Annotated in this window: 21 protein-coding genes; 13 read left to right on the forward strand and 8 right to left on the reverse strand. The window is 59.5% G+C overall.

Going from position 1 to position 23,135, the window contains the following annotated elements; genetic code table 11:
• Positions 1-236: 236 nt before the first annotated feature.
• Entirely contained in the window at positions 237-1,661 is a 1,425-nt protein-coding gene (gene glnA / locus ACFPB1_RS08040; RefSeq protein ID WP_379223818.1) for a type I glutamate--ammonia ligase, read from the forward strand.
• 211 nt (positions 1,662-1,872) lie between these two features.
• Positions 1,873-2,961: a 3-phosphoserine/phosphohydroxythreonine transaminase gene (gene serC / locus ACFPB1_RS08045; RefSeq protein WP_379223939.1), complete on the forward strand. Its 1,089-nt coding sequence runs from the start codon at positions 1,873-1,875 to the stop codon at positions 2,959-2,961.
• A gap of 157 nt (positions 2,962-3,118) precedes the next feature.
• Here the strand turns inward: serC and ACFPB1_RS08050 are convergent, their stop codons facing one another.
• A complete protein-coding gene (locus ACFPB1_RS08050; RefSeq protein WP_379223820.1) occupies positions 3,119-3,844 on the reverse strand; it encodes a response regulator transcription factor in 726 nt (241 codons plus the stop codon).
• A 112-nt stretch (positions 3,845-3,956) separates the two neighbouring features.
• Between ACFPB1_RS08050 and trmL the strand changes: the two genes are divergently transcribed.
• From trmL to ACFPB1_RS08065, 3 genes are all read left to right on the forward strand, one after another.
• Positions 3,957-4,421, forward strand: coding sequence for a tRNA (uridine(34)/cytosine(34)/5-carboxymethylaminomethyluridine(34)-2'-O)-methyltransferase TrmL (gene trmL / locus ACFPB1_RS08055; protein ID WP_379223822.1), 465 nt, complete (start codon positions 3,957-3,959; stop codon positions 4,419-4,421).
• A 149-nt stretch (positions 4,422-4,570) separates the two neighbouring features.
• Positions 4,571-4,819, forward strand: coding sequence for an AbrB/MazE/SpoVT family DNA-binding domain-containing protein (locus ACFPB1_RS08060; RefSeq protein WP_379223941.1), 249 nt, complete (start codon positions 4,571-4,573; stop codon positions 4,817-4,819).
• 410 nt (positions 4,820-5,229) lie between these two features.
• Positions 5,230-6,555, forward strand: a complete 1,326-nt coding sequence (locus tag ACFPB1_RS08065) for a PLP-dependent aminotransferase family protein (protein ID WP_379223824.1) — start codon at positions 5,230-5,232, stop codon at positions 6,553-6,555.
• A gap of 136 nt (positions 6,556-6,691) precedes the next feature.
• On the opposite strand, the gene ACFPB1_RS08070 is transcribed toward ACFPB1_RS08065, so the two are convergent.
• Positions 6,692-7,012, reverse strand: a complete 321-nt coding sequence (locus tag ACFPB1_RS08070; protein ID WP_379223825.1) for a Rieske (2Fe-2S) protein — start codon at positions 7,010-7,012, stop codon at positions 6,692-6,694.
• Positions 7,009-7,776, reverse strand: a complete 768-nt coding sequence (locus ACFPB1_RS08075) for a DUF2161 family putative PD-(D/E)XK-type phosphodiesterase (RefSeq protein ID WP_379223827.1) — start codon at positions 7,774-7,776, stop codon at positions 7,009-7,011. The genes ACFPB1_RS08070 and ACFPB1_RS08075 overlap by 4 nt, the downstream gene beginning before the upstream one ends.
• Before the next feature lie 456 nt (positions 7,777-8,232).
• Here ACFPB1_RS08075 and ACFPB1_RS08080 point away from each other — a divergent pair, with 456 nt between their 5' ends.
• From ACFPB1_RS08080 to ACFPB1_RS08100, 5 genes are all read left to right on the forward strand, one after another.
• Positions 8,233-10,128 (forward strand): PrkA family serine protein kinase, encoded by a 1,896-nt coding sequence (locus ACFPB1_RS08080; protein ID WP_379223829.1) that lies wholly within the window; start codon positions 8,233-8,235, stop codon positions 10,126-10,128.
• A gap of 167 nt (positions 10,129-10,295) precedes the next feature.
• Complete coding sequence (locus ACFPB1_RS08085) at positions 10,296-10,682, forward strand: hypothetical protein (RefSeq protein ID WP_379223831.1); 387 nt, start codon at positions 10,296-10,298, stop codon at positions 10,680-10,682.
• Positions 10,683-10,840: 158 nt separating this feature from the next.
• On the forward strand, positions 10,841-12,301 hold the full coding sequence (locus ACFPB1_RS08090; protein WP_379223833.1) for a circularly permuted type 2 ATP-grasp protein: 1,461 nt from the start codon (positions 10,841-10,843) through the stop codon (positions 12,299-12,301).
• 25 nt (positions 12,302-12,326) lie between these two features.
• Positions 12,327-13,328 carry an alpha-E domain-containing protein gene (locus tag ACFPB1_RS08095; protein ID WP_379223835.1) on the forward strand — a complete coding sequence of 334 codons (1,002 nt, stop codon included), beginning with the start codon at positions 12,327-12,329 and terminating at the stop codon, positions 13,326-13,328.
• Positions 13,325-14,215, forward strand: coding sequence for a transglutaminase family protein (locus ACFPB1_RS08100; RefSeq protein WP_379223837.1), 891 nt, complete (start codon positions 13,325-13,327; stop codon positions 14,213-14,215). Before ACFPB1_RS08095 ends, ACFPB1_RS08100 begins: the two co-directional genes overlap by 4 nt.
• Positions 14,216-14,356: 141 nt before the next feature.
• Here the strand turns inward: ACFPB1_RS08100 and ACFPB1_RS08105 are convergent, their stop codons facing one another.
• On the reverse strand, positions 14,357-15,802 hold the full coding sequence (locus ACFPB1_RS08105; RefSeq protein WP_379223839.1) for a SpoVR family protein: 1,446 nt from the start codon (positions 15,800-15,802) through the stop codon (positions 14,357-14,359).
• 313 nt (positions 15,803-16,115) lie between these two features.
• The gene (locus ACFPB1_RS08110; RefSeq protein ID WP_379223841.1) at positions 16,116-17,972 is read right to left on the reverse strand and encodes an LTA synthase family protein; all 1,857 of its coding nucleotides are present in this window, start codon (positions 17,970-17,972) and stop codon (positions 16,116-16,118) included.
• A 160-nt stretch (positions 17,973-18,132) separates the two neighbouring features.
• Between ACFPB1_RS08110 and ACFPB1_RS08115 the strand changes: the two genes are divergently transcribed.
• Positions 18,133-19,371, forward strand: a complete 1,239-nt coding sequence (locus ACFPB1_RS08115) for an MFS transporter (protein WP_379223844.1) — start codon at positions 18,133-18,135, stop codon at positions 19,369-19,371.
• Positions 19,372-19,478: 107 nt separating this feature from the next.
• Here ACFPB1_RS08115 and yhbH read toward each other — a convergent pair whose 3' ends face one another.
• Complete coding sequence (gene yhbH, locus ACFPB1_RS08120) at positions 19,479-20,639, reverse strand: sporulation protein YhbH (protein ID WP_379223846.1); 1,161 nt, start codon at positions 20,637-20,639, stop codon at positions 19,479-19,481.
• A gap of 178 nt (positions 20,640-20,817) precedes the next feature.
• On the reverse strand, positions 20,818-21,273 hold the full coding sequence (locus ACFPB1_RS08125) for a hypothetical protein (RefSeq protein WP_379223848.1): 456 nt from the start codon (positions 21,271-21,273) through the stop codon (positions 20,818-20,820).
• Positions 21,274-21,353: 80 nt separating this feature from the next.
• Between ACFPB1_RS08125 and ACFPB1_RS08130 the strand changes: the two genes are divergently transcribed.
• Both ACFPB1_RS08130 and ACFPB1_RS08135 read left to right on the forward strand, forming a co-directional pair.
• Positions 21,354-21,740: a DUF423 domain-containing protein gene (locus ACFPB1_RS08130; protein ID WP_379223850.1), complete on the forward strand. Its 387-nt coding sequence runs from the start codon at positions 21,354-21,356 to the stop codon at positions 21,738-21,740.
• Between the two features lie 174 nt (positions 21,741-21,914).
• Positions 21,915-22,559 (forward strand): DUF2238 domain-containing protein, encoded by a 645-nt coding sequence (locus tag ACFPB1_RS08135; RefSeq protein ID WP_379223852.1) that lies wholly within the window; start codon positions 21,915-21,917, stop codon positions 22,557-22,559.
• 79 nt (positions 22,560-22,638) lie between these two features.
• On the opposite strand, the gene ACFPB1_RS08140 is transcribed toward ACFPB1_RS08135, so the two are convergent.
• Positions 22,639-23,103, reverse strand: coding sequence for a hypothetical protein (locus tag ACFPB1_RS08140; protein ID WP_379223854.1), 465 nt, complete (start codon positions 23,101-23,103; stop codon positions 22,639-22,641).
• Positions 23,104-23,135: the final 32 nt, after the last annotated feature.

Here is a 23,135-nt window from a genome sequence, read left to right on the forward strand (position 1 = left end):
AAGCCGGAGCCGCCTCATCCGAGGCGGGCTCCGGCTTTCGTTTTCCGGCGCTGAAAAGAGGCGAAACCATTCATGAAAAATATGTGAAGTTAGCTCACAATGGGATCAAAAAATACCTGACATAGCTATTGACGAGACTAGGCCTTAATTCTATAATTACAGACATAGTTTAGTGCAGAAGTTGAACAATCAATGTCCTACACATCGCAAATGTTCGGAAATGGAGGAAATACCTAATGTCAGTTCAAAACGTTTTGAACACGATTAAAGAGAACAACATCATGTTTGTCGATTTCCGCTTCGTGGATCTTTCCGGCCACGCGCACCACATCACGCTTCCTGCGACGGAAGTGGATGCCGATACGTTTGTAAACGGCGTTGCCTTCGACGGCTCCTCGATCCCGGGCTTCCGCGGCATCGAAGAATCCGACATGGTGATGATGCCGGACACGGAGTCCAGCTTCATCGATCCGTTCATGGATCACCCGACATTAAACATAATGTGCAACATTTATACGCCGGACGGCGAGCGTTATGAACGCGATCCGCGCAGCATCGCTCAAAAAGCCGAAGAATTCCTCCAAAAATCGGGCGTAGGTACGGCAGCGTTTTTCGCGCCTGAATCGGAATTCTTCATTTTCGACGACGTTCGTTACGAAAGCGGCATGAACACGTCCTTCTACTCCGTGGATTCCTCCGAAGCCGCTTGGAACACGGCCCGCAAAGAAGAAGACGGCAACCTCGGCCACAAAATCCCGGTCAAAGGCGGCTATGTGCCGGTTGCTCCGGTCGATTCCCAGCAAGACATCCGCAGCGAAATGGTGCGCCTGATGCAAGAATCCGGCCTCCGCGTCGAGCGTCACCACCACGAAGTGGCGACGGCGGGCCAAGCGGAAATCAACTTCCGTTTCGATACGCTGACCAAAACGGCTGACAACCTGATGAAATATAAGTACATCATTAACAACGTGGCTCGCCAATGGGGCAAAGTCGCAACGTTTATGCCGAAGCCGCTCTTCGGCGACAACGGCAGCGGGATGCACGTTCACCAATCGATCTTCAACGGCGATTCCCCGCTGTTCTACGAAAAAGGCGCTTACGCGAACCTGAGCCCGATGGCGCTGAACTACATCGGCGGCATCCTGCATCATGCTCCGGCGCTGATCGCGCTGACGAACCCGTCGACGAACTCCTTCAAGCGTCTGGTGCCAGGCTACGAAGCGCCGGTTAACTTGGTGTTCTCGAAAGGCAACCGTTCCGCGGCTATCCGTATCCCGGTTGCGGCTGTTACGCCGAAAGGCTGCCGCATCGAGTTCCGTACGCCGGACTCCACGGCTAACCCATACCTGGCGTTCGCGGCCATGCTGCTCGCAGGTCTGGACGGCATCAATCGCAAGCTGGATCCGATCGCGCTCGGCTACGGTCCGTTCGACAAAAACATCTACGAACTGTCCGACGAAGACAAGAAAGAAATTCGTTCGGTTCCGGGCTCCCTGGACGAAGCGCTTGACGCGCTGGAAGCCGATTCCGCATTCTTGACCGAAGGCGGCGTCTTCACGCAAGACTTCATCGACAACTTCGTCGCGTTCAAGCGCGCTGAAGCCAAAGCTGTCTCGATCCGTGTTCATCCGCACGAGTACAGCCTGTACTTCGACTGCTAAATCGCACTTGATATCCGCATAGGTAACAGCGAGCTCTCCGCCGGAGGGCTCGTTTTTTTATTGTCTAACCCCCCTCGAAGCTAGCATATGGAGCTAAATCCGAATATTATTCGTGTAAATTTTGTTTTTTGTTCGACTTTATGACTTGAAGCGCCGCCGCAAAATTGCTATCATAACTCATAAGCAAATTCGAAGAGTGGAGTGAGTGTCAGTGACGAATCGCGCGTACAACTTTAATGCCGGTCCGGCGGCCCTGCCGCTTGAAGTGCTGCAGCAGGCGCAGCAAGAGTTTATCGATTATGCGGGAACGGGCATGTCCATCATGGAAATGTCGCACCGCAGCGGCGTGTTCGAAAGCGTCAACGACGGAGCGCAAACGCTGCTTCGCGAATTGTTCGGCATTCCGAGCCATTATAAAGTGTTGTTCCTCCAGGGCGGCGCCAGCACACAGTTCGCCATGATCCCGATGAACCTGCTGACCGCGGGCAAGACGGCCGCATTCGTGCATACCGGCAGCTGGGCGGAGAAGGCGTACAAAGAAGCGAAGCTGTTCGGCGAGACCGCGATCGTTGCGACGTCGGAAGCCGACAAATTCAACCGTATCCCAGCCTTAAGCGATATTCAGCTTCCGGCGAATGCCGCTTATCTCCATATCACGTCCAACGAAACGATCGAAGGCACGCAGTATGCCGCTTATCCGGATACCGGCGGCGTAACGCTCGTCGGCGACATGTCGAGCGACATCCTGAGCCGCCCGGTCGACGTCGGCAAGTTCGGCTTGATTTACGCCGGCGCGCAAAAGAACCTGGGACCTTCGGGCGTGACCATCGTCATCGTGCGCGAGGATCTTGTCGAATCGAGTCCGAAATCGCTGCCGACGATGCTCCGGTACGATACGCACGTCAAGAACAACTCCCTCTATAACACGCCGCCGTCCTTCTCGGTCTACCTGGTCGGCCTGATGCTCCAATGGATCAAGAACAAAGGCGGCGTCGCCGCGATGGAGCAGTTCAACCGCGACAAAACGAAGCTGATCTACGACGCGATCGATCACAGCGGCGGCTTCTACCGCGGCTTCGCGGATACGGGCAGCCGGTCGCTCATGAACATTACGTTCCGCCTCGGCACGGAAGAGCTCGAGAAGCAATTCGTCAAGGAATCCGAGCAGCGCGGTTTCGTGGGTCTGAAGGGCCACCGCAGCGTCGGCGGCTTGCGCGCCTCGACTTATAACGCCGTTCCATTCGAGAGCTGCAAGGCGCTGGCGGAGTTTATGAACGACTTTGCGAAGCGCAACGGCTAAGAAGGGGTGAAGCGTGTGGAACGGACTACGCGCGGCACGCGTCTCCAATCGCTGTTGCAGTCTCATGCCTTTTAGTTCATGATGAAGAGAAGAACACAAAGAGACCGCCAGTCCCGGATGGACGGCGGTCTTCTGATTGGATACACGTTCTCGCGGATTAAGCCAGGGAGGAATCGACGGCGGTGCTGCTGCCGGGTCCGGACAGCTTGTAGCCGACGTTGCGTACGGTCATGATGTACTCCGGCGTACGTGCGTTCTTCTCGATTTTGTCGCGAAGATGGCTGATGTGGACGTCGACGATGCGCGTGTCGCCGAGGAAGTGATAGTCCCAGACGCCGTGAAGCAGCTGCTGGCGGCTGAGCACCTTGCCCCGATGACGGCAAAGGAAGAGCAGCAGCTCGAATTCCTTCGGCGTCAATTCGACCGGCTTCCCGTCGATTTGCACTTCGCGCTGGTCCGCCAAGACCGACATCCGTCCGATTTCATGGACCACCTGCTCACGGGCGCCCGGCAACGCCTGCGTTCTGCGGAAGATGGCTTGAATGCGCGAGAGCAGCTCTTGCGGTGAGAATGGTTTTGTCATATAATCGTCAGCGCCGTTGTCGAGACCGGCAATCTTGTCCGTGACGTCTTGGAGCGCGGTTAACATGATGATCGGAACGGCATTGTTTTGTTTGCGAAGCTCCCGGCATACTTGGATTCCGTCCATTTTCGGAAGCATGAGATCGAGAACGATGAGATCGGGACGAAACGGCTTCAAGAGGTCGAATACGGCCTCCCCATCTTGGACGCAGCGTACTTCATAGCCGGCCAGCTTCAGATTGAATTCCAGCAGCATGGAGATGGAAGGCTCGTCATCGACGATTAATATTTTCTTCTTCATCGTTTATGATCTCCTTTTCGTGCAATGATAATTTTATTTTAAAGGCCGTATTTTCACAAAAGATTAAACAAGCGTAAAAGCTATGTAAAATATAGTGAGGTGTTAACAAGCAATGGCATTCCATATCGTGCTTGTCGAACCGGAAATTCCGGCCAATACGGGCAACATCGCGCGCACCTGCGCCGCTACCGGCGCGATTCTGCACCTGGTGCGCCCGCTCGGGTTCCGTACCGACGACAAAACGCTGAAACGCGCGGGACTCGACTACTGGTACGCCGTGGACGTCCGCTACCACGATTCCTTCGCGGAGCTGCAGGAGCAGTATCCGGAAGGCCGGTTCTTCTGCGCGAGCACGCGCAGTTCCAAGGTATATGCCGAGCATTCGTACCGGGACGGGGATTTCTTCGTCTTCGGCAAGGAGACGAAAGGGCTGCCGCAGTCGATTTTGGATGCGTATCCGGACACGTGCATTCGCGTGCCGATGACGGACAAGGTCCGCTCGCTGAATTTGTCGAATTCGGTCGCCATCGTCGTGTTCGAGGCGTTCCGTCAGCTCGGTTACCCGGGCTTGACGTGATGCAGGGCCGCGGCTGCGCCGCATTTGCAGAATATTAAGCAATTATTAAACATTGCAGGATTAGCCAGGTTACTATCGAACCTTAGTACGATGCGGAATCTGTCATCACATGATAGCTGACAAAATGCGACTACAGGAGATGTGTAATGGTGAAACCGGCTGGCGTTGTGCGGAAAGTGGACCAACTCGGGCGTATCGTGCTGCCCAAGTCCCTTCGAAGAAGATATCAGATGAACGAAGGCGACCCCGTGGAGATTTTGGTGCAGGGGGATCATATTATTTTGGAGCGCTACCGTCCGCGCTGCGTGTTTTGCGGCGTACTGGACGATGTGCGGGAATTCAAGGAACGGTACCTGTGCGGCAAATGCATGTCGGAAATGGCGAAGCTTCGGCGGTAGGCCCAGGACCGGCAAGCGGGAACTAACAAGAGGGAACTAACAAACAGGAACTAAAAAGAAGCTTTCGAACGCTGCCGAGGACAGCGCGAAAGCTTCTTTTTATACGGCGATGCATGCCGCTGCAATTACATGCCTTTGGTCTTGTCGTCGTTGTAGGACGCCGTCAACATGGCGAGCAAGAACAAGACGGAGACGGTAATGACGATCAGAAAATTCACTGTCATAACGCTTACCCCCTAAGATGCCGTGGATATGGCTCCAAACTTCGCAAATACTCCCCCTCATTATACCCAACGAAACCCAAAAAGAAAACGTTCCAAGATGTGAACAAGTTGTTACAGCCGACGTAACATGTGGCGTCCGCCCGCCTTCCTGCGTACACTACAGCATGAGGGAAAGGGAGGGACGGCATGATGGCCAACAAGCGATCTCGGATCGGAACGCGTGCCGGCGGCGTCCAACCGCTGGCGGAGCTGTTAGCGGAGCAATCGCCGGCGCGGCGGAGAGAGCGGCAGCACGGCGATCGGATATCCTTCGCGGGCGATTGGCCCGAGGAGGGCATCCCGTCCGTGCGGCGGGCAATAACGGAAGCAATCTTAACGGAAGAAAGCGATACGGAAGCAATCGCAACGGAAGCAAGCGATACGGAAGCAATCGCAACGGAGGCAGCCGATTCGGCGCTCGGGCGCCCGGGCGGCGAAGCTGCGGATGAAGACCGGCCGGCCCCATCGGCTTCGGAACGGCTCCGTGAGCTGCTCGCCGAGCGGCTGGCGGGCCATGGGCTGCCTGTCGAGGCTGGCAATCTCGCGATCTCGCCGCAGGGAGAGCCCGTCCTCGCCTGGATTGCGCGCGGGCTGCTTCGGCCGGGAGACGCGGTGCTCGTCGAAACGCCAGCCCCGCCGGCTTGTCTGCAGGCGTTCCGGTCCGCCGGCGCCGTCGTCGTGCACGTGCCTTGCGACGAGCACGGGATACGGCCCGAAGCGGCGGAGCGGCTTGCCGAAGCGCATCGGCCGAAGTTCGCGCACGTCATGCCCGCGCTCGGCCATCCGGCCGGCGGGGTATGGAGCGAGTCCCGGCGCGAAGCGCTGCTCGACGTCGGCCGCCGCTGCGGCATGCTGCTGCTGGAGGACGACGCGTACGGCGAATTGCGCTACGGCGAGGCCGAACGCGGGCGGAGCCTCTTCGCGATGAGCGCCGATGCGGCGGGAGGCGGCGTTATATACGCAGGCACGTTTGCCGCCGCGCTGGGGCCGGAGCTGTCGGTAGGCTGGGCGGCGGCCGAGCCGGGCCTCCTCGCGAGGCTCGATGCGGCTCCGCGGACGCCGGCCTCGGCCTCGAACGCCGGCGCGCATGCCGAGGAGGCACTCCTCCGCCTGCTGGCCGGGGGCGGGCTCGACGAGCTGCTGCGCCAGCTTAGTTTAACCTATAAGGAGCGAATGTATCGGTTAGATGCGCTGCTTCGCGAACGTAATTGGATCGACGCGGGCGCCTCGTGGACGGTGCCGAAGGGCGGTCCTTTCCTGTGGCTGGAGCTGCCGGAAGGGCTCGATGCCGAAGCGCTGCTGCGCGCCGCGGAGGCGAATGGCGTCGCCTTCGATCCCGGCACGCCGTTCTACGCCGCGGATCCGCCGCGAAATCGCCTCCGTCTAAGCGTCGCCGGCACGGCCGGCGACCGGCTGGGCGAAGGGGTTGCGCGCTTGGCCGAGGCGGTGGAGGCGTTTCTTGCCCGTTCGTAATCGTCATCGATTGCATCTCTCCGATTCGATTGCCGCAATCTCTAGCCTGCGATTCCGGTCGCGAGAGCGATAAAAGAGCGGCGTCCGCACGGGCGGGCGCCGCTCTTTCTACATTAATATGGCTTCGGAATTAGGATCAGGTCCTGACGACGAACCGCCCGTCTTCGATCTCGAGCGGCGTGCAGGCGAGCTGCTCGCCGGGAATGTTGGTCGCCTCCCCGGTAGCCAAGTCGAAGCACCAGTAATGGAGCGGACAGACGAGCTCGTTCAGATGAGGACGGACCATGCCGCCGGCATGCGGGCAAATGGCGGAAATCAAATTATAACGCTGCGGCTCGCCGTCCTTGCGCGGCGCTTCCACGATATAGTGCGGTTCGTTGTCCACTTTCACGTGCGCGGGGAATGCGCCGAAGTCGTCCACGCTGCCGATGATTTTGACCGAATGCTGTTCGCTCATGATCCATGCTCTCCTTTATAAATGAGTTCGTTTCCGGCCGCCTGCCCGCCGGCGCGCTTTCGCTGCCAATCGTCCAGGATCGCTTCGTTGAGCTTGACGGCCGCTTCGCCTTCGGGCCTCAGCCGGTAGAGGCCCCGCTCCACGCGCTGAAACCAGCCGTAATAGTCCTTCTGCAGAAACGGGCCGGCCCGGGCGACGTCCGCGTAGAGCGCCGCCTCGCGCGGCGACAGCATGCCGTGCCGGCTGATCGCCCAGGCGATGCGCAGCGCCTTTTCGCGATAAGCGGTTACAAGTTTGCGGTTGTTGCTGCCGCCCGTATTGTAATCGCCGCTGCGCTCGCGGAATTCGTTAAGCAGCCGCACCTGGCGCGCCCGCCGCTGCCCGCGCACCGGCGGATCGCCCGGCTGGCACAGCATCTCGATGACCGGCGGCTTCGTCTTGTAGAACGTGACGGTCATGAAGCCGATGCCGAGCATCCGGCACAGTTCCGTCAAGTCGCCGAAGCGCTGGTTGTGGGCGCCGGCCTTCTTGCGGTTGCGCTCCACGGCCAGGATGACGCTGCCGTTCAGCCGCAGCCGCTCGACGCCCTGCAGCAGCAGCGCGAGATTGAACGTCTTCTTCATTTCAACCAATACGGTATCTCCCGAATCGGGATGGATGGCGACCAGGTCGCAGTGCATGACTTCGCTCTTTACTTCGTAGCCCTGCGCCTCGAAGAACGCCTTGATCGGCGGGTACAGTTCCGTCTCGTGTTTGACGGCCATTGCCCGTTCCCCCTTTCGCGCGGAGATTCTTTGGCGATTATATCATATTTGGACGCGTCCCTCAGCTATCTTCAAGCGGTGACATGGAGTGTCATTCATTTTTTGCGGCGGCAGGCCGGGGATCCGGTCGAATCCGCTCGGCGTTCGACATGGCCGCGCCAGGCTTGGAAACGCCTGCTGTCATTTGGGTTTTCGGCTCGGCCACCCGCGAAACGACGCTTGTTCGCCGCCGCGGCGCTTACGGCGTTTTTGTAAAAGCCGCCCGTATTCGCGACGGATTTTGTAGAAAACTTGTTTAAATTATTGGGCAACTTCCCTTAAGAAAGCGCATAGGATTGTATTACTTCAATAAAAAATGCCGGGCAGCTTTAGAAGGCGGGACCCTAAGAAGACCCCCCCGCGACCCGCATGGCAGAGGCAAAGAGAAACACCGGGATGCACGAGAGGAGGTACGGCATGGATATTTTGAAACGAATTTCGGAGTACAAGGCGGAAAGTGAGAAGCTGGCTTGGCAGGGCTCTTTCAAGGATTACATCGAGTTGCTGAAGCAGGATCCAACTCCGGCCATGACTGCGCATGCTCGTGTCTATGAAATGATTGAGTCGTTCGGGGTGGTGGATGACGGTTCGCACAAGAAATACAAGTTTTTCGAACAAGAGATATTCGGCTTGGATCGTGCCGTCGAGAAACTGGTAGAGGAATATTTCCATTCATCGGCTCGCCGGTTGGATGTGCGCAAACGGATTTTGCTGCTCATGGGACCCGTCAGCGGGGGCAAATCCACCATCGTCACGATGCTCAAACGAGGACTCGAGCAGTTCTCGCGTACTCCTAAAGGCGCCGTCTATGCCATTAAGGGCTGCCCGATGCACGAAGACCCGCTTCATCTCGTTCCGAACGAGCTTCGGCCGGAGGCCGAGCGCGAGCTCGGGGTCCGCATCGAGGGCAACTTGTGCCCGTCCTGCCAGATGCGCCTGAAGACAGAATACGGCGGCGAAATCGAGAACGTCCAGGTCGAACGCGTGCTTATCTCCGAAGAAAACCGCGTCGGCATCGGCACGTTCAGCCCTTCCGATCCGAAATCGCAGGATATCGCCGACCTGACCGGCAGCATCGACTTCTCGACCATCACGGAGTTCGGCTCCGAATCCGATCCGCGGGCATACCGGTTCGACGGCGAGCTGAACAAGGCGAACCGCGGCCTGATGGAATTCCAGGAGATGCTAAAGTGCGACGAGAAGTTTCTGTGGAACCTGCTCTCGCTGACGCAGGAGGGCAATTTCAAGGCGGGCCGCTTCGCGCTGATCTCGGCGGATGAGCTCATCGTCGCGCACACGAACGAGACGGAGTACAAATCGTTCATCGCCAACAAGAAGAACGAGGCGCTCCAGTCGCGGATGATCGTCATGCCGATCCCGTATAATCTCAAAGTGTCCGAGGAAGAGAAAATCTACAATAAACTAATCGGCCAGAGCGACATGAAGCATATCCATATCGCCCCGCATTCGCTGCGGTCGGCCGCGATCTTCTCGATCCTGACCCGGCTCAAGGAGACGAAGAAGCAGGGCATGGACCTCGTCAAGAAGATGCGCATGTACGACGGCGAGGAAGTGGAAGGCTACAAGGAAGCCGACCTCAAGGAGATGCAGAGCGAATACATCGAAGAGGGCATGTCGGGCATCGACCCGCGCTACGTCATTAACCGGATCTCGAGCGCCCTCATCAAGCAGGACCTCTCGTGCATCAACGCGCTCGACGTGCTGCGCGCCCTGAAGGACGGTCTGGATCAGCATCCGTCCATCACGAAGGACGAACGCGAACGGTACCTGAACTTCATCTCGGTTGCGCGCAAAGAGTACGACGGCCTGGCGAAGAAGGAAGTGCAGAAGGCGTTCGTCTACTCCTTCGAAGAATCGGCGCGGACGCTGTTCGAGAACTACCTCGACAACATCGAGTCGTACTGCAACTGGACGAAGATCAAGGATCCGCTGACGGGCGAGGAAATGGATCCGGATGAGCGCCTCATGCGGTCCATCGAGGAGCAGATCGGCGTATCCGAGAACGCGAAGAAGGCGTTCCGCGAGGAGATTCTGATCCGCATCTCGTCGTACTCCCGCAAGGGCAAGAAGTTCGACTATTTCAGCCACGAACGGCTGCGGGAAGCGATCGAGAAGAAGCTGTTCACCGACTTGAAGGACATCGTCAAGATCACGACGTCGACCAAGACGCCGGACGAAAAGCAGCTGAAGCGGATCAACGAGGTGTCGAAGCGGCTGATCGACGAGCACGGCTACTGCCCGGTTTGCTCGAATGAGCTGCTCCGGTACGTAGGCAGCCTGCTCAACCGTTAATCCGCCGGCCCGAACGGAACATGGCCATGAAAAACCGCAGCATGCGTCGCAGCATGCTGCGGTTTTGTGCTATCCGGGTCCGGACAGGTGATAAACCGGTACGGTTATGCTAGAATAGGAACAAAGACAGGAACATGTGTTCTTATTATGGTGAAGGAGTGTAGGGAATGAAGCTGCTGCTGCAAAACGAGGAAGGTGCGCCGCGCTGGATCGCCGTCGAAGACATCCGACTGATCGCGCCGTCGCCGAACGGGCCAGCGTTCACGACGAGCGACGGGACCGTGTACCGTTATGCCCAGACGATGGAGGAGCTGGACCGGATGTTCGGCTTGTATGGGTTCGCGCGGCTCGACCGCAACGTGATCGCTAACGTGGAGGCGGCGGAGCGGTACGATCCGGAGCTGAGAAAGGTGTTCTACGGCCAGCCGCGGGGTGCGCAGGACGGAGAGGGGGAGGAGCTGTACGCGACGGTGTCGGGGAAGAACGCGCCTAAGGTCAAGCATCTGACGGCGCGCGAGTACGGTGGTGTCTATGAAATTTGCGGCGCGGCTTAAATGTGAATATTATGTTATGTAAGTTGACATATAGTTCGGGGTTAGATATGATTTAAGTACCAAATACGAATGGTACTCGGCAATATCATTCGGAAATGCGAAAATAGCTCACATTCTTCGACAGGAATGGACAACTGACGGCTTTGGAGGCGGAAATCATGTCGATGGCGATGCAATCGCAATTCCACGCTTATGATCCACAATCGTTTTACGACGAGATGTTCGAACGGGACCTGACCGTTCGCCCCCACTACGAAGGCGTCTACCGAACGTTCGCCCGCATGAAGCCGCCGGAGCTCGCAGCCCGGCATGCCGCTATTCAGCAGCGGATGCTGGAGGAAGGCATTACCTTTACGCTGTATGCCCAGAACCAGCGCGAACCGCTCGAGCGGACCATCCCGTTCGACTACATCCCGCGCGTTATTCCGAAGCACGAATGGGAGCACATCGAAAGAGGCATGAAGCAGCGCGTAACGGCGCTGAACGCGTTCCTTCGCGACGTCTACCATGGGCAGGCGATCGTGCGCGACGGCATCATCCCGCGGAGAATGATCGTCGGGAACAAGTATTTCCGGCCGGAGATGGCCGGGCTCGACGTGCCGCAGGACGTCTACATGACCGCGTCGGGCATCGATTTGATCCGCGACGAGCAAGGCCGGTACTTCGTACTGGAGGACAATCTCCGGACGCCCTCCGGGTTCTCTTACCTGTACAAGGGACGCAGCCTGATGAGCGAGCTGTTCTCCGACTTGTACCTGTCCAGCGCCGTGTCGGACATCGAACGCAGCCTGAACGTGTTCCTCCGTTCGCTCCGCAGTCTCGCCCCGTCCGGAAAGCGCGATCCGCTGATCGTGCTTCTGACCCCGGGGGCGTACAACTCCGCTTACTTCGAGCACGCCTTCCTCGCGCAGCAAATGGGCATCCATCTGGTCGAAGGCCGGGATTTGGTGTACCGGGATCATAAGATCTACTTGCGCGGGCTCGGCGGATTGCGCCAGGTCGACGTCATTTACCGCCGCCTCGACGACGAATATTTGGATCCGCTGGCGTTCCAGTCGGACTCGCTGCTCGGCGTGCCGGGGCTGATGAACGCCTACCGCGCCGGCAACGTCGCCATCGCGAACGCCCCGGGCACCGGCGTGGCGGACGATAAAGCAATCTATGCCTACGTCCCGGAAATGATTCGTTATTATTTGAATGAAGAACCGATCCTGCATAACGTGCCGACGTACATCCTTTCCCGGCCGGAGGACCGCGACTACGCGCTCGCGCACCTGGACCAGCTCGTCGTCAAGGAGACGTCGCTCTCCGGCGGGTACGGCATGCTGATCGGGCCGGCCGCGACGCGGAAGGACATCGACCTGTTCGCGGACGCCATCCGCCGCGATCCGGGCCGATACATCGCCCAGACGACGATGCGCCTGTCGCGGGCGCCGGTCATGATCGGCGGCGCGATGCAGCCGCGGCATATCGACCTGCGCGTGTTCGTGCTGGCCGGGGGCTCGGAGCTGCACGTCATTCCCGGCGGGCTGACCCGCGTCGCGCTGCAGGAAGGCTCGCTCGTCGTCAATTCCTCGCAGGGCGGCGGCGTGAAGGATACTTGGGTACTGAGCCGCTAAGGATGAAGAACGGAGGGATGAACGTATGCTTAACCGGAACGCGGAAGCGTTGTTTTGGATCGGACGGTACATGGAGCGCGCGGAGAATCATGCCCGGCTGATCGATGTCCACTATCACCTGCAGGATGAAGACGCGCCGCCCATTCCGCGGGACGGCGCGGATGGCCGGTCCCCCGCGCTGTGCAAGTGGGGACGGATCGTCGACGCGCTGGGCAGCCGCGCGGCGTACGAGCAGCAGTACGGCAGTGCGTACAACGAGCAGGACGTCGTGCATTACGTCACGCTGGACCGCGATCACGCGAATTCGCTGGTGACCTGCGTCAATCACGCCCGGGATAACGTCCGGACGCTGCGCGAGAAGCTGCCGAGCGAGCTGTGGGACGTCGCCAACGGCTTCTACCTGTGGCTCCGCGAGAAGCAGGCCGGAGACCCGGCGCGGGAGTCGCCGCATCAGTTTTTCGGGCGGATCAAGGAGTGGACGGCGCTGTTTTGCGGGGTGACGCAGTCCGTCATGCCGCGCGAGAACGAATGGCATTTCATCGAATGCGGCCGTTACCTGGAGCGAACCGAAAATACGCTGCGGATCATTCAATCTGCCATCGCGGCAAGCGCCTCTGCGGCGGAAGCGGGGGACGACAGCGAGCTGTATCCGTACCTGCAGGCGGTGCTGCGCTCCGTGAGCGGTTATCAGCCGTTCCGGCGCCACTACGCGGACGGGGTATCGGCGGATGCGATCATCGAGTTCCTCGTTCTAAACGAGGCGTTCCCGCGCTCCGTGCAGTTCTCGCTCGACGCGCTGGATCGGAATCTGCGCGGCATCGAGCTGCAGGAGAAGCAGCTGCGCGCCGCGCACGACCGGATCATCCGCCAGGTGGTGAAGCTGAAGGCGGAGCTCGCCTGCCTCGAGCGGGAGGACTTGGGGCTTGACCGCGAAGGCGCCGTGACCGGCCGCCTGCTGCTGGCGGCGGGGCAGCTCGGCAACGCGTTCGCCCAAACCTTTTTTCGCATCGGGGAGGCCACCGCATGAAGCTGCATATCTCGCACACGACGCAGTACACGTACAAGGAAGCGGTCGGGGACAGTGTCAATGAGGTGCGGCTGACCCCGTTCACGAACGAGCAGCAGTCCTGCTACCAGCATGCGATCTCCGTCGAGCCGAACGCGCCGCTGTTCAGCTACGACGATTATTTCGGCAACCGCGTGCACGCGTTCTCGGTCAACCGCCAGCACCGGAAGTTGACGATCCGCTCGACGATGACGGTCGTCACGCGGGAAGCCTTCAAGCCGCAGCTCGGCAAGGACGGCTTGCCCGCGCAGGAAGCGTGGACGTGGCTCGCTGGCGAGCAGGCGGCTAACCGCTTCGCCGAATACCTGCTGCCCACCGCGTACACGGACATCACGCCCGAGGTGGCCGCCTTCGCGGACGCGACGATCCGGCGCGAGCCGGAATCCGGCGCGGAGCGGCTCGGCGTGTACAGCTGGCTGCTCGCCCTCTCGAACAAGATCCGAAGCGAATTCGTCTATGATCCGGAGGCGACGGACGTCCACACGATCGCCGGCGATATGCTGCGGCGGCGGCGCGGGGTGTGTCAGGACTTCGCCCATCTGATGATCGCGGCATGCCGGTCGAAGGGCGTGCCGGCGCGCTACGTCAGCGGCTATCATTTCGTCGGCGACCTGCAAGGCGGCAGCGCGGACTTCGAGCAGGCGTCCCACGCCTGGGTCGAAGCGTACGTGCCGGGCCTCGGCTGGTGCGGCTTCGATCCGACGAACGACGCGCTGGTCGGGGAGCGCTACGTCAAGCTGGGCCACGGCCGGGACTACAAAGACATCGTCCCCGTCAAAGGCGTCTACATGGGCACCAGCGAGGCGATGCTGGACGTGACGGTCGACGTAAAACGGGCCGATGATTAAGCGGCGGCGGTGCCCGGTCTTAGGGTACCCCACCGGTATCTCGCCCCTGATCGCGCCTGCCGGCATCGCAAATAACGCCCGTTCCGGGAATCCGGAACGGGCGTTTCCATGTATTCGGCCGACGATTGCGGCGCATTCGCTTCAAATAAACTTCCGGCTCGTCTTCTTCCCGTCGCAGCTGAACACGATCCGTTTGTCCTCCACGATCGTCTCCAGGTGAACCGACTTGCCCCACAGGTGGACGACGTAGGGGAGCGTCTTCTCGACGTACTTGAGGTCTAGCTCCACGCCTTCGTACTGGTGGAACAGATAGAGCTCGCCGACGCGGTTGAAGTCGCCGTCCGTGACGACGATGCTCGGGAAGCCGCCGTTCACCCGCGAGAACACGAGCTGGTCGCGGACCGATTCCCACGCCTTGTCGGTAATTTTCCACTCTGCGCCTTTCTTCTCGAATACGTACAGGTCCAGCTCGTTCACGAGCTGCTTCGTCAAGTAATTGCGGAGGAAGGAGATGTCGGAATCGAACTCGCGGACCTCGAACATCTTCTCCCGTCCCCGGCCCGGCTTGCGTCCCATCCGGTCCCGTTCTTCCTGCGTCGGATTGTCCCAGCGCTTCTCGATGTCCTCGAAAATTTTCAGGCCGAGGTAGTAGGGGTTCAGCGAGTGCCGGGAGGGCTGCACGACCGACGAGTTCAGATGGGCGAATTCGATCGTTTCTTCGCTCGTCAGGTCCAACTCCCGGATGATCCGCTGATGCCAGTACGACGCCCAGCCTTCGTTCATGATCTTCGTCTCGATCTGCGGCCAGAAGTACAGCATCTCGTCGCGCAGCATCGACATGATGTCGCGCTGCCAGTCCTGCATGTTCGGGGAGTATTCCTCGATGAACCAGATCAGGTCCTTCTCTGGCTGGGGCGGGAATTTCTTCGGCTCCGCGTTCGTCTTCGCCTCAGCGGCGGCCGCTTCCTTGTCTTCGTCGTCGAGCCCCCACAGATCGTCGTACTGCGATTGCCGCTTCGGCTTCGCGCTTTGATTCTCCTTGCTCAGGAGCTCGATGTACTGGGCTTTGTCCAGCTTGTACGGCCGGATGATGGTGGAATCGACATGCTCCTGGATGGCGAGCACCGCGTCGATGAACTTCTCGACTTCTTCGGTGCCGTATTCCATCTCGTACTGGCTGACGCGTTCCGCGGTCGCGGACATGCTCTCGACCATATTGCGGTTCGTCATGCTGAAGCGGGCGTTGTTCTTGAAGAAGTCGCAGTGGGCCAGCACGTGCGCGACGATCAGCTTGTTCTGGATGAGCGAGTTGCCGTCGAGCAGGAACGCATAGCACGGATTGGAGTTGATGACGAGCTCGTAGATTTTGCTGAGGCCGAGGTCATACTGCATCTTCATCTTATTGAACGTCTTGCCGAAGCTCCAATGGCTGAAGCGCGTCGGCATGCCGTAGGCGCCGAACGTATAAATAATGTCCGCCGGACAGATTTCATACCGCATCGGATAGAAGTCAAGACCGAATCCTTGCGCGATTTCGGTGATTTCGTCAATGGCTCGTTCGAGCGCTTTGATCTCGTCCTGGTGCACGTTCACTTCCCCCTCGCAACGCGAATTGTGTTCCATAGCTATATGTATGGGAAGGGGGGAAACGATATGTCCCGCTGCCGCCGCCGGACTGCTAAAATTGTAGTCCGCACGTTACTCGGCCATGCTCCGGCGAAGAAGTACGCATTTCCCGGTTGGCTCTGGATCGGCCGCCGCGACACGGAAGCCGCCGGCACCTGCGCCGCGCAGCCTCCTTCTGCGCCGCGCAGCCTCCATCTCCGATACGCGGACAACCCCCGCCGATGCCGGCGGGGGTTGTCCTGGTTTGGTTTCGCGTCTAGATGGCCATCCGCGCTTACGGATTGACCGGCGGCAACTGCGACACGTAGCTGTCGGAGAGCTGCAGCAGCTTGAGCGCCCGCATGTACTGGTCTTCCGTGGTCGGGACGGCCGCTGCGGCATTGCCGTGCAGCGGATGGTTCGTGCCGTCCTTGAACGCCGTGCCGGGGACGAACATCTGGGTGTCCGTGATGAGCGAGCCCGTCGGCAAGTAGTACCGCTCCGGCAGCAGGTTGGACGGCTGATTCAGCAAATCCTGGCCGAAATGGATATGGTCCTGCAGCGAGATGCCGAGCAGGTTGGCGACGGTCGGCAGGATGTCCGACTGGCCGCCGGTTTCCTTCAGCTCCATCGGCGTCGTGATGCCCGGCGACGAGATGATGAGGGGAATGTTGATCATGTCCGAGTTCGTATACTCGCGCCCGTAGATGTCCTTCATCAGCTTCTTCTCGCCGTTGTTCAAGGAATAGATCGGGAGACCAAGGTGGTCGCCGTAGACGACGAACACGCTGTTGTCCCAAATGCCGCGCTTCTTGAGATCGTCGATGAACTGGCCGAGCGCGTAGTCGGCGTAATTCTGGGCGCGAATGTAATCGCCGACGAACGTGCCTTCGTATTCCGGCGGCAGCGTGAGCTTGTACTTCCGCGGCGGGATGGAAAACGGATGGTGGGACGACATTGTGATCAGCTGCGAGTAGAACGGGCCGTTCTTCTGCATCGCGCCTAGCTGTTCGGCCGTCTTCTTATAGAGCACTTCGTCGGAAGGGCCGAAGAAGACCATATCGTCATGGCCGAACCAGGTTTGGTCGTAGTATTTCTCGAAGCCGAGCGCCTTGTACAGTTCGCCGCGATTCCAGAATTCCACGAAGTTCGTATGGAACGTCGCCGTCTGATAGCCGTTCGCCTGCATCAGCTTCGGCAGGCTCGGCAGCGCGTGGTTCGTATAGACGACGGACGCGGCGCCGGCCGGCGGCGTGTAGAAGGACGTGTTGACGACGAATTCGGCGTCGGACGTATTGCCCTGTCCCACCTGTTGGTAGAAGTTCGAGAAGTAGATATGCTCCTTCGCGAGCTTGTTCAAGTTCGGCGTCACTTCCTGTCCGCCGATTTTGAGGCCGATCAGGAAGTTTTGGAACGCTTCCATTTGCACGATGATCAAGTTTTTGCCTTTGGCGGCGCCCCGGTATTTCGGCTCGGCCGGTTCCGTGATGCCTTTCTCCCGGTCGATCGCGGCCTGTGTGATGTCGCTCATCGGAATCGTCGGCTGCTTCGGGTCGGAGAACAGCGTGTACACCTCGTAATTGAGGATGCCCATGTCTTCGGCCTTCACGATTTCGTTCATGCTGGCGCGGTTCGGCAGGATGTTGAACAGGCACAGCGCGAGCGAGACGGCGAAGAGGGCGGAGACGACGGCCTTGTTGAGCGGCAGCTGGCTGATCCGCTTCCAGTTGACGAACCGCCTGCGGCGCGCAAGCAAGGCGACGAGCACGACGATATCGAGAAAGATGAACAAATAGTAGGGCGCGAGAAGCGAGAAGACGCTGCTCTTGACGGCGGTGACCTGGTTGATCTGCTCCAGCGCGTGGTACGTAACGATGATGCCGAAATACTTGTAATACATGATGACGGCGAACAGGATGGCGGTGACGAGCAGGTTCACGGTCAAGTAATACACGAGCTTGCGCTTGGAGGCGAACCATTCGATCAGGCAGAACAGCAGCCAGAAGAACGGCATTTCGGTGACCAGCAGCGTCCAGGACGGTCCGCCGTCGAAAATAACGAAGTAAGCGAGCATGCTTTTAAGCACGAGAATGAGCGTAAAGAAGACGAACGGCCGTACCTGAAAAATCCGCCTGAATGACCATGCCGGCATGAAAATATCCTTCCTTTCAACACGCGTACTGCAATTCCCATAACGTTCATTATGCCCCCTTTGCCAACGGTTTGTCAAAATGGCAAATCTGGCGAAATTTCGGCGCCGTTCCCATGGTATACTGGAGCAAAACCATGACCGCCGAGAGGATAGCCGACCCTTGACGACCGCATTCAAAACCAAATTGGACGCCTTCAAGCTGGGCCTCGGACCGAGAGCCTGGCACAACTTCCGCATCGATGCAGGCGCTTCCGTACTATTCAGCTTCTTCAACGTCGTCTTCAACCAATTCTATGTTCCCATGGCGATCCAGCAGGGGGCGTCCAACTTGCAGGTCGGCATCATATCGGCCGCGCCGGCCGTCGGGCTGCTCTTTTCGCCGCTCTGGGCGGCGTTCATCGAGCGGTCGGACCCGAAGCCGTTCGTGATCGTCCCGAACTTGATCGCGCGGGCGCTCATCATCCTGCCGGCGTTCTTCGGGGTGCCGCTCGCGTACGTGGGGGCCGCGCTGCTGTTCCACATGCTGATGGGCATCCAATCGCCCGGCTACGCGGCGCTCGTCATCCGGATGTATCCGCCGGAAACCCGCGGCCGGCTGATGGGCAATACGCGGGTCGTCATGGGCGGCCTCATGATTCCCGTGGCGTTCCTCGTCGGCCGGTGGATCGACGCCGCCGGCCCGTCAGGACCGCTGCTGTTCGCCGCCGCGACCGGCGTGCTGTCGATCCTCGTCTTCGCGCGCGTCAAGGCGCGGAAGGCCGCGCCGCCGAAGCTGCTCGGCGCGAAGCGGTTCAATTTCCGCGAGCAGCTGCAGCTCGTCAGGCAGAACCGCGAGATCGCGGTGTTCTTCCTCGCCTGCACTTTCACCGGCTTCGGCAACATCTTGGCCGTACCGCTGTACAACATCATGCAGGTGGACCGGCTCGAGCTGTCCAACACGCAGATCGGGATCGCGCGCGCTATCTATTACATCTGCCTGCTGTCCGCCTACTTCGTCACCGGCCGCGTCATCGACAAGCTGTCCGCGAAGCATACGGTCGCGTTCGGCCTCGCGGCGTTCAGCATCGTGCCGTTCTGCTACGCGCTGCTCGGCAATTATGGCGCCGTGCTGATCGGCAGCGGCATCCAGGGCTTGGGCGACGCCATCTGGGATATCGGCTTCCTCGCCTACATGTTCCGGCTCGCCCCGGGGCGGGAAGCCGTCGTCGTCGGCCTGCACTTCATGCTGTTCGGCTTTCGGGGTACGGCCGGTCCGCTGCTCAGCACGTTCTTGGCGGACTCGGTGCCGCTGCCGTACCTGCTCTTCGGCGCCGGCGTCTGCGGGCTAATCGGGCTGACGGCGTTTCTGGCGTATAACCGCGGAACGCTGCAGGTCCGCGGGCGCACCGCATCCATGTGAACGCGAAGAAGCCTCCCGAGCCGCCGGACGCATCCGGGGCGGGAGGCTTCTTATCAGGATCATGCCGTGGCTTGCGGGGCCGGCTCGCCTGAGACGGCCAAGACGGTTTAGACGGCGACCTCGCGCTTGCGGAAGAACGATTTCAGCGCGTTGTAGACTTCGCCTTTTTCCTTGATGACGTAATGCATGAAGTTCGGCAGGTTGATATGCTTGTAGGCCGACATAAGCGTGCTGGAGCGGTTGTACTGGTTCACTTCGCCGTAGCCGAACAGGTTGGCGCGCTTCAGCAGCTCGCCGATTAGCTTGACGCAGCGCTCGTTGTCGCTTGTCAGGTTGTCGCCGTCGGAGAAGTGGAACGGGTAGATGTTGTATTTCGAAGGCGGGTACCGGTTGTCGATGATGTCGAGCGCCTTAATGTACGCGGAGGAGCAGATCGTGCCGCCGCTCTCGCCGCGGGTGAAAAATTCCTCCTCCGTCACTTCCTTCGCCTCGGTATGGTGCGCGATGAAGACGATCTCCACGTGCTCGTACTGATGCCGGAGGAAGCGCGTCATCCAGAAGAAGAAGCTGCGGGCAACGTACTTCTCGAAGCTGCCCATGCTGCCGCTCGTATCCATCATCGCGAGAATGACCGCGTTCGACTGCGGCTTGATGATTTCTTCCCACGTCTTGTAGCGCAGGTCGTCCGGCGAGATGCCGTGGATGCCCGGCGCTCCGCTCGTCGCATTGCGTTTTAGGTTTTCCAGGATGGTCCGCTTCTTGTCGATGTTGGACATGATGCCTTTCTTGCGAATGTCGTTGAACCGGATTTCCGTCGTCTCCAGCTGGTCGCGGTCCTTCTGCTTCAGGAACGGCAGCTCCAGCTCCTCGAAGAGCATCGTTTCGAGCTCCGCTAGGCTGATTTCCGCTTCGACGATGTCGTCGCCGGGCTGATCGCCGGCGTTTTCGCCTTTGCCGCCTTTTTGCGCAGAAGCGGGGTCGACGCCGAGCACGTCCCCGACCTGGCTGTCGCCGTCGCCTTGGCCGACGTGCTTGTTTTTGTTGAAATTATAGACGAACCGGAATTCGTCGAGACTGCGGATGGGCACCTTGATGACATGCTTGCCGTCCGACATGATGATGTTTTCCTCAGAGACCAGGTCGGGCAGGTTTTGCTTGATCGCTTCGCGTACTTTTTGTTGGTGTCTGGCTTGATCTTGATGTCCCTTCCGGTGCAGCGACCAGTCCTCACGCGACACGGTATACAGCGTTCCGTTGTCCTCTGCCATGCGTAGACACCTCCATGACCAAATGCTTGTTGTTATTCATTGTATTCAGGAGGCCGCGCGATATGTGAGGCAAAATGCCCGGGATAGCCCGCCCGATTGTTCGCCGCGGGGGCTGGAGCGATGCGCGAAAAGACCGCGGTCCGTGAAGGACGCGGTCTTCTGGCAAGCGCTTCGCGGTTTACGAAGCGGTTCCGCCCAAGGCGAGCCCGAGCAGAATCAAGCCGGCGAAGCCGACCGGCAGCAGCGCGTTGACGATGATGCCGATGATCGGGAACGTCTTGTATTTGTCCTTGGCACAAGCGCCGACGATGCCGAGAATCAGGCCGACGAGGCTGCCGACGAAGGACAGGAGCATGAGCAGGCCCGATACGAGGACCGGCATGACGGCGTTCACGTCGCTAAACCGGGCTTCCAGGTCGTCGCGCAGCTGATTGTAGTTGCTCTCGCTCCCGAACTGGTCCATAATAAAGGTTGTTGTCGTGATGATGGCCACGGCGAAGACGATCAGGCTGAGCAGCCCGATGACGAACGAAGCGATGCCCAGCTTGGATTGGGTTTTCTTCGGCGCGCCCTCGTCCGGATCGGGCGGGTAACCATAGGGCGGATTGCCGTGATCGGCTTGATGCTCATTCAAGGGGATCACTCCTCCGTCGTCGTTCGATATCGATCATTTTATCTTATTTTACAGACCTTGGAAAGGACGGATGCGCGAAGATGTTTAACAAATACGGAGCTTACGGGGCGATTCACGCCCTGCTCGCCGTCGCGCTGGGCGCTTTCGGAGCGCACGGGCTGAAGAGCAAATTGACGGAGGACATGCTGAACGTCTTCGAAACGGGCGTCCGTTACCATATGTTCCACGCGATCGGCCTGCTGCTCATCGCCCTGGCCGCGGACCGGATCGGCCGAAGCAACAACGCGATCCGCTGGGCCGCGCGGCTGATGCATCTCGGCATCTTCCTATTCTCGGGCAGCCTGTATGCGCTCAGTCTCTCGGACGTGAAGTGGATCGGCATCATTACGCCGTTCGGCGGCCTGGCGTTTATCGCCGCATGGGCACTCGCGGCGTACTCCATTTGGAGAGCGAAGCGGAGCGAGTAGGAGGAGCGAATAGGGGACATAGAGCCGCATTGCCTTTCGAGGGCGATGCGGCTCTTTTTTGCGGCGGAGGAACGGCGCGCGGCTGGCGCAGGGATTCCGCGCGCCTCCGAACGGTTCATACCCCGCGGAAAAGAAGTTCATACTATATCGAAAATGAGGAAGAAGGCGCGTCCAATGGACTTAGGCTCGAGACGAACGCAATTCCCGTTACGATTGCTGATCGGCTTCCTGGCCGTCGCGGTCTGGTCCGTCATTCGACCCTACGATTATCTGACGTGGTCGGCCGAGGCCGCCCCCGCGTTGATCATCGTGATCCTTTTGGTCGCGACGTTTCGGAAGTTCAGGTTGACTTCGCTGCTGTACGGCTTGTTATTTATTAGCCTGGTCATCATGTTGATCGGCAGCCACTACACATACGAACGCGTGCCGTTGTTCGATGCGATGCGGACTTGGTTTCATTTGAAGCGAAATCATTTCGACCGTTTCGGGCATTTGTTTCAGGGTGCGGTAACGGCGCTCGCGGCAAGCGAATTGTTGCTTCGCTGCGGGGTCGTTAGCCGCGGCAAGTGGCTGGCCGGAATCGCGATATCAAGCGCGCTTGCCGTGAGCGGCCTTTACGAAATCGCGGAATTCCTCTCCTTTCGGATCTTTGGCGGCGACGTCGATTTGTTTCTCGGCCATCAAGGGGACGAGTGGGACGCGCAATGGGATATGCTGTCCGGTTTAACGGGCGCGGCCATCGGCATGGCAGGCCTGAGGAGACCCCATTCGAAGCAGATCGCCAAATTGGGCGGCGCGCCAGGCGAGCTTGGCCGCTGATGGGCGGTCGGACCGGCCGCCGGAGCCGGTCCGACCGAGCAGACCGAGAGGGGGACGCTTCCCCAAGTGAGGTGATCGATCAAATAAAATCGTCGATCTCGTTCAGGCCGAACGCGTAGACATGTTTCTCGTCCACGTGATACACCGTCAGCACCTGCGACGCCTCGTCGAGCTTGAGGATTCGGCACGGGATGCTCAGCTTCACGCCGAATCCTTTGTTGACGACGATGCGGATTAGGGAATTGTTCGCGATGCAGTCCGCGATCCGCCGCATGATGGCAGGCTCGTCCGGCGCAGGCGTCTGCGGCCGCGCGGCGGCGTCGTCCGGGATGGGGATGGCTCTCGGCTCCGCCCGTGCTTCCAATGCCGCGATCATGCGGCCCAGCTCGTGGCCGGAATTGATCCGGTAGTCGGCGAAGCCGGCATCGTTCAGCAGGCGCAGCAGCCGCTCCAGCGCCTTCGCGGCGGATTCGCTTTCGACAAGCAGGTCGACGTTGAACAGATGCGCGTTCGGCCGTTCGCCGCGTTGATTCGTTGGATTCATGGGACCATTCTCCAGTAGTTAGTTCGATAGTA

Source organism: Paenibacillus sp. GCM10023250 (assembly GCF_042653205.1).
Classification (GTDB): domain Bacteria; phylum Bacillota; class Bacilli; order Paenibacillales; family Paenibacillaceae; genus Paenibacillus_Z.

Coding starts and splice junctions, on each gene's coding strand:
- glnA (WP_379223818.1), top strand. CDS start 237: ATGTCAGTTCAAAACGTTTTGAACACGATTAAAGAGAACAACATCATG.
- ACFPB1_RS08050 (WP_379223820.1), bottom strand. CDS start 3,844: ATGAAGAAGAAAATATTAATCGTCGATGACGAGCCTTCCATCTCCATG.
- trmL (WP_379223822.1), top strand. CDS start 3,957: ATGGCATTCCATATCGTGCTTGTCGAACCGGAAATTCCGGCCAATACG.
- ACFPB1_RS08065 (WP_379223824.1), top strand. CDS start 5,230: ATGATGGCCAACAAGCGATCTCGGATCGGAACGCGTGCCGGCGGCGTC.
- ACFPB1_RS08070 (WP_379223825.1), bottom strand. CDS start 7,012: ATGAGCGAACAGCATTCGGTCAAAATCATCGGCAGCGTGGACGACTTC.
- ACFPB1_RS08075 (WP_379223827.1), bottom strand. CDS start 7,776: ATGGCCGTCAAACACGAGACGGAACTGTACCCGCCGATCAAGGCGTTC.
- ACFPB1_RS08080 (WP_379223829.1), top strand. CDS start 8,233: ATGGATATTTTGAAACGAATTTCGGAGTACAAGGCGGAAAGTGAGAAG.
- ACFPB1_RS08085 (WP_379223831.1), top strand. CDS start 10,296: ATGAAGCTGCTGCTGCAAAACGAGGAAGGTGCGCCGCGCTGGATCGCC.
- ACFPB1_RS08090 (WP_379223833.1), top strand. CDS start 10,841: ATGTCGATGGCGATGCAATCGCAATTCCACGCTTATGATCCACAATCG.
- ACFPB1_RS08095 (WP_379223835.1), top strand. CDS start 12,327: ATGCTTAACCGGAACGCGGAAGCGTTGTTTTGGATCGGACGGTACATG.
- ACFPB1_RS08100 (WP_379223837.1), top strand. CDS start 13,325: ATGAAGCTGCATATCTCGCACACGACGCAGTACACGTACAAGGAAGCG.
- ACFPB1_RS08110 (WP_379223841.1), bottom strand. CDS start 17,972: ATGCCGGCATGGTCATTCAGGCGGATTTTTCAGGTACGGCCGTTCGTC.
- yhbH (WP_379223846.1), bottom strand. CDS start 20,639: ATGGCAGAGGACAACGGAACGCTGTATACCGTGTCGCGTGAGGACTGG.
- ACFPB1_RS08130 (WP_379223850.1), top strand. CDS start 21,354: ATGTTTAACAAATACGGAGCTTACGGGGCGATTCACGCCCTGCTCGCC.
- ACFPB1_RS08135 (WP_379223852.1), top strand. CDS start 21,915: ATGGACTTAGGCTCGAGACGAACGCAATTCCCGTTACGATTGCTGATC.
- ACFPB1_RS08140 (WP_379223854.1), bottom strand. CDS start 23,103: ATGAATCCAACGAATCAACGCGGCGAACGGCCGAACGCGCATCTGTTC.